7 protein-coding genes are annotated in these 5681 nt (G+C 45.7%); 2 read left to right on the top strand and 5 right to left on the bottom strand.

Annotated features, from left to right (window positions below; genetic code table 11):
• The first annotated feature begins 24 nt into the window (after positions 1–24).
• Entirely contained in the window at positions 25–327 is a 303-nt protein-coding gene (locus tag IH879_18690; GenBank protein ID MCH7676954.1) for a transposase, read from the top strand.
• Positions 324–1193, top strand: coding sequence for an IS3 family transposase (locus IH879_18685; GenBank protein MCH7676953.1), 870 nt, complete (start codon positions 324–326; stop codon positions 1191–1193). The genes IH879_18690 and IH879_18685 overlap by 4 nt, the downstream gene beginning before the upstream one ends.
• Positions 1194–1261: 68 nt before the next feature.
• Here IH879_18685 and IH879_18680 read toward each other — a convergent pair whose 3' ends face one another.
• From IH879_18680 to IH879_18660, 5 genes are all read right to left on the bottom strand, one after another.
• A complete protein-coding gene (locus IH879_18680; protein ID MCH7676952.1) occupies positions 1262–2725 on the bottom strand; it encodes a class A beta-lactamase-related serine hydrolase in 1464 nt (487 codons plus the stop codon).
• Between the two features lie 174 nt (positions 2726–2899).
• Positions 2900–3262: a DUF1801 domain-containing protein gene (locus IH879_18675; GenBank protein MCH7676951.1), complete on the bottom strand. Its 363-nt coding sequence runs from the start codon at positions 3260–3262 to the stop codon at positions 2900–2902.
• On the bottom strand, positions 3259–3792 hold the full coding sequence (locus tag IH879_18670; GenBank protein MCH7676950.1) for a hypothetical protein: 534 nt from the start codon (positions 3790–3792) through the stop codon (positions 3259–3261). The genes IH879_18675 and IH879_18670 overlap by 4 nt, the downstream gene beginning before the upstream one ends.
• Before the next feature lie 97 nt (positions 3793–3889).
• Positions 3890–5203, bottom strand: coding sequence for a chloride channel protein (locus tag IH879_18665; protein MCH7676949.1), 1314 nt, complete (start codon positions 5201–5203; stop codon positions 3890–3892).
• A gap of 296 nt (positions 5204–5499) precedes the next feature.
• Positions 5500–5655, bottom strand: coding sequence for a zinc-binding dehydrogenase (locus tag IH879_18660; GenBank protein MCH7676948.1), 156 nt, complete (start codon positions 5653–5655; stop codon positions 5500–5502).
• Positions 5656–5681 lie beyond the last annotated feature (26 nt).

The raw sequence follows: 5681 nt of genomic DNA, 5'->3' as shown, positions 1-5681 counted from the left end.
TAAAATCTTAAAAGAGGTGTGTTAATGAAATCAAAGCATTCACCGAACAAATATGACGAGTCATTTAAAAGAGAAGCTGTTCGTCTAGTGACAGTAGAAGGTCGGTCGGCAGCTTCCGTTGAACGGGACCTTGGTATAGGCAATGGCGCCATATCCCGCTGGCGGAAAGCACTGTCGGAAGATTCAGAACATCCCTTTCCTGGCAAGGGTAGACTGAAACCTGCAGATGAAGAACTCAGACGTGTGCAGCGAGAGAATGACCTTCTACGCCAGGAGCGCGACATCTTAAAAAAAGCATTGGTCATCTTCTCAAAGGGACCGCAATGAAATACCAGTTCATCAAAGACAATAGCTCTGGTTTTTCTGTGGAGAGGATGGCCGCAGTACTGAACGTGTCCCGTAGTGGTTATTACACTTGGTTGAGCCGGCCACGCAGCAGTCGTGAGATAGAAAATATTCGGCTGGATGTAGAGATAAAATCGGTTTATGAGCGTAGTCAAAGCCGATATGGCAGCGTTAAGATAACCCATGAGCTTCTGAAGCGCGGTAAGAAGTACGGTCGAAATCGGGTTGCCAATCGGATGAGGAAGATGGGTATCGCCTCTAAAGTTAGCAAGAAGTTTAAAGCGACGACCCATTCGAAACATACCTACCCGGTTGCGCCGAATTTGCTTAACCGGAATTTTACCGCTTCGGCTGCCAACGAAGTGTGGGTCAGTGATATTACCTATATTTGGACAAAGTCGGGCTGGTCGTATCTGACGGTCTTTATTGACCTCTTCTCTCGAAGTGTTGTCGGATGGGCTGTCAGTAGGTCTCTGAGCCAGGAGATGGTTCTCGAGGCCTTTCAGAACGCGCTCTGGCGACGAAAACCAGGTAAGGGATTGATTGTCCACTCTGACCGGGGAGTTCAATACGCTTGTGATGAATTTAGAAAAACAGTGAAAAAGCACGGCTTCATCCAGAGTATGAGTCGCAAAGGCGATTGTTGGGACAATGCTGTGGCCGAGTCGTTTTTCAAGACGGTCAAAACAGAGTGGGCTTATCATGTCGATTTTCAGGATATTCATCATGTAAAACGAGAAGCGTTTGAGTATTTAGAAATATTCTACAATCGAGAACGCCTTCATGCGACGCTCGGGTACCAAAGTCCGGCCGAGTATGAAGAAAAAGAGTACAAAAAATGCGCGTAACTTTGTGTCCATTTTTTCGGGGCAATATCATACCGTTCGTCCGGTGAAGCCGTTAATTAGGCCACCGGTTATTTCTCTTTCAACTTCTTAAGCATTTCGGCAGCATTCGTATTCCCGGGATCCAATTCTAGCGACCTTTCATAATTTGAGATGGCTTCATTCTTCTGGTCCGCCACCATGTAAGCTTCCCCAAGACTATCGTAAGTGTTGGCCATATCCGGATAGAGCTCTACATTGTATTGGAATATTTCAATCGCTTCTTCAATTCGATTCTCCTGCAGAAAATAATAACCGAGGGTATTTAACTCGCCGTCGCCGAATCTATATTCCTCCTCCTCCTCGCTTCTAAGCTTCTTAAAATATGCTTTAGCGGCATCGAGCCCTTCACGTTTGTAGACCTTAACAAAGGGAACCCTCACGGATATCTTGATAGTCTCAGGTTGATGGCCTAGCAAAACGTCCAGCACACCAGTGCGAATCGACCCAATTGGAGTACGATCATAATTACTGGCCAGAATTACACCAATATCCATGTCCGGAAGAAGGGTAAAATGACTCCGGTATCCCGTATCGCCGCCTCCATGCGAGACGGTCGATGTACCGCGGTAGGTTCCGAGGAACCAACTCAAACCAACTTGACTCTGTTCGTCAACTTTGGCAGAGGGGCCCCATAAAACTTCATAACTCTTTTCGCTTAGGATACGTTTCCCGTTCAATTCCCCCTGGTTCAGATTGGCAAAGGCCCAATTCGCCATCTCAATAACACTGGAATTGAGTGTGGAGCTCGGAGCATGGCGTCGATTATAAGGATAGACCTCACTAACAACTGGCTTCAGCTTCCATACATGGGGGGTGGTGCGCAGTTCCGGCGTCGTTTCGGTTCTCAAAAATGTGCTTTCGGTCATCCCAAGCGGCTGCAAAATATTTTCTTTCACATAAATCTCAAAAGGTTGCCCGGAAACCTTTGCAATGACATCTCCTAGTGCATCAAAGGCCATATTGCTGTACCGCCAACGCTCACCGGGGGCCGCAATCATCTTTTGATCCGTGAGGCTGCGCACATAGCGTTCGGCGGAACCGACGTCGTACTGGGGTTTGTCCCATTCATAGTCGCGTACGTCGGGCATACCGGAAGTGTGATTAAGCATCTGACGGATAGTGATATCCTTGTAGCGCTGGTCGGCTAACTTGAAGTAAGGCAAATAGGTTACAACCGGCTCATCGAGATTCATCTTACCTCGTTCCACTAGCTGCATAATTGCAGTGGCAACAAACGGTTTCGAGACTGACGCCATATGGAACAAGTATTCGGGTTTCATTGGTTCCTTAGTATTTAAGTCGCGTACTCCAAAAGACCCGGTATATATGATTTTTCTTCCCTTAGTAACCGCAACTGTCATCCCAGGGATCTCAAATTTTCCCATAACCTGTTGGATATATGTATCTAACTTCTGTGCAAGCTCCTTCTCGACAATCTCTTGCCCGGAAGACTCGCCGAAAGCTGCCAGGAGGCAGATTGAGACAAGTATCATATACACCAGGCTCGATCGGAGTCGAGACAACACCTCTAGCCGGGAGTACACTACTCTCGAGTTACAAACAACCATATGATTTCTCCTTTTTTGTATTGGGCTATATGGAGAGCCTAACATTAGAACTCGCGCGAAAACAATCCGCTTGAGTCATTTGTTATCTTGAGTGATTTGTTATAAGGGTTCTATTTTGAAAGACTGTAAGATAAAGTTCTCTGTTTTTTTAATTTTAATATCCTTTTTATTAAAAATTTTCAAATGCCTTCGATATTGTCCCGAACCTTCAAGATGTTTTTCTGTGTCTTTCAAAAGATAGCCAAGATCAAATTCAACTGATATATGGTTTTTCCGTAAGAATAAGCCGCAAAACATACGATTGGGTATTACGAAAATAATTCCACCATACATGATTTTTTCTTCCGAATCAGGCGCAATAGACATAACCGTTTTGCGGAGGGAACGAATAATTTTCCCCAATTCTGGATTTACATAGTCGAAGTCTTGAAGTAGTTTTTTTATTCTTTGATTGTTTTTCATTTTACCTTATAACATTTGGTTTTAGTTGCGGCGGGTTTATGAGCACCTAATCTGCTGACTAAAATTAGCTTTTTTGAAAGGGCAAAAAACAAACCGGAAAGCACGGGCCCCGCCGTCAACTGCAAACCACAAGTGTACGCCCGGCATGGGCATGAACTACTGAGGTGCAAGTCCTCTATAAGTGAACCCCAGTATCTTGATTTTAAGGTACTGCAATTATTAGCGAAAGGCAACTGCAAAGCCGCGAGGCTTTGTGGAAAGGAAGCCTGTATCCCGAAGCGTCGGGAAGTGAGCCGACGAACAGAAACATCATATAAGGCCGAGTCCGCGGGTAAGTTGGCACATGATAACAAAGCCCCAAGTTCAGCGGATACGGTAAGGCGGCCCAGACTCTCCTGAATGTAAAGCTCGCTTTCTGTGTCCAGATTAGACGTCGCTTCTTCGTCAAAGATGAGAATTTTGGGGTCGGATTTGTGATTTTGGCCGCGACTTCGAATATCTCTGTCATTGCGTACAATCCATATACTCAAAGGAATAACTCATTTTCCCAAAAGTTATTGGGTTCAATTCTAAATTAAGCTATCAATTTATCCCAAAAATGTCAATAGGGTTGTTCGATAACGATAATCAATCCTTAATGTCCAATTCCTCAAATGTATATTCGTAGATGGTCCTGTGGCGCGTTACCTGAAATCCCAATATAGCTGCAAACCCGGCAGGGAATGAATATTGGAGACCGAACACTTCTATTGCCATGACGGCCGCTGCAAGGGGAACGTTCATGGCGCTGGCCAGCATGCCGGCAAAACCAGCAGCCAGAAACGCGTAATAAGTCGGCGATAGGCAGTCCACATTTGAAATCCTGGAAACAGCCACGCCAAGAAGCATTCCAACGATAACCATGGGCCCGGTAAAACCGGCACTCATCCCGGAACCGACCGTGAGGCAGTTGCACAGCATTTTAAGAAACATTATGACAATGATGACCGGCACAACCGGTAAAGATGAAAGCCTGCCCGTTACCGGGGAAATATCATTTGTGAACAGGGCCCCGATAATGTTCCTGCTCGTTCCAAGCAGTTCCGGATTGACCGCCCAGGCGATAAAGAACGCAAGCACTGATCCGGCAACGACTTTTAGTAAAACATTACCTTCTTTCTTTCCGAAAAGCCTACTCACTTTGGCATACAGGTATGTGTAAAATAACCCGGTAGCTCCCGTCAAAATAGCCAACAGCAGAAGCCAGCCGATTTTACGCACATCCATAAATTCATCCACCGGACTGAATTGGTAAAAGCTTCCCAAGCCGATAGATTTACATACAAAAACCGCGCAGGCGCTGGATAATATAGACGGGAAAAGGTCCTTGTATCCCATGCTCTTCCTCTGGATAATTTCCACGGCAAAAATCCCCGCGCCAATTGAGGAATGAAATATGGTCCCGATGGTGGCTGCAAGTCCGCAAATGGCGCCCGTTCGCCGATCGTGTTTATCAAAAACGATGTGAAGCTTATTGATTTTTCCCTCAACATATGACATAATGCCGGATGTAACGCGGCCGAGCGGGCCCACTACGCCGCCATTGCCGAAGGTGGCAATCGTAAGCAGTGCGGCCCAATACTTGTAAAAGGTTTCGGAAATTCCGAGCTTCCCTTTGTCATCCCGTACGCCCCGGATAAACGATGGTATTCCCTCACCGGATGAATGTGGCTGTATCCGGTAGACAATCCCCCCGACCAGGATCGCACCCACCACCGGCCATACCCAGATGGGGACCCCGAATGCGGCTATAAGAGTGCGTATTAGCCCCAACAGGTAGACAAAAGAATGGACAACCAGCGTTCCCATTACACCGGCAAGCAGGGCCAGAATGGTCCATTTTGCTAGATAGGTGTACGATAATTTTGTGGCGTTGTCTAATTTAAATTTGATATCAAGCACCGCGCGACACATACCCCGGTAAAAACACAATCGACTAGAACAAACAACTGTGTTTTATTCTTAATGAAAAGGAGGTTCAAGTTATTTAGTGTAGCAAGTAAAAATGCCGATAGTTGCAACAATAATTAGTAGCATGACGGTCAATAACAAGACCATTTGTGTAAAAGTTCCTAGAGCGTGGAAATCCATGATTGCCTCAGTAAAATTATTCGAATGAGTCCATATGACAATAGCATTTCGCTGCACCCCATAAACGATTCTGTAGAGCTTTATTTAATTTTATGCAATTGAATTTCCTACGGTTTCAAAATGATTTTTCCAAACTGCTGCCGATTTGCCAAACGCCTATGCGCTGCAGCAGCTTCTTGCAATGGAAAGGATTTATCCAGGACTGGCTGCAATTTCTCCGGAAAAAACTTGAGTGCCTCTCGCAGGCCAGCTTTGCGGCCCATAAAATTACCAAAAATTTTCAACCCTC

This window comes from candidate division KSB1 bacterium, assembly GCA_022562085.1.
GTDB lineage: Bacteria > Zhuqueibacterota > Zhuqueibacteria > Oceanimicrobiales > Oceanimicrobiaceae > Oceanimicrobium.
The sequence above is the reverse complement of the archived record's forward strand: the minus strand, read 5'-3'. Positions and strand labels throughout refer to the sequence as shown.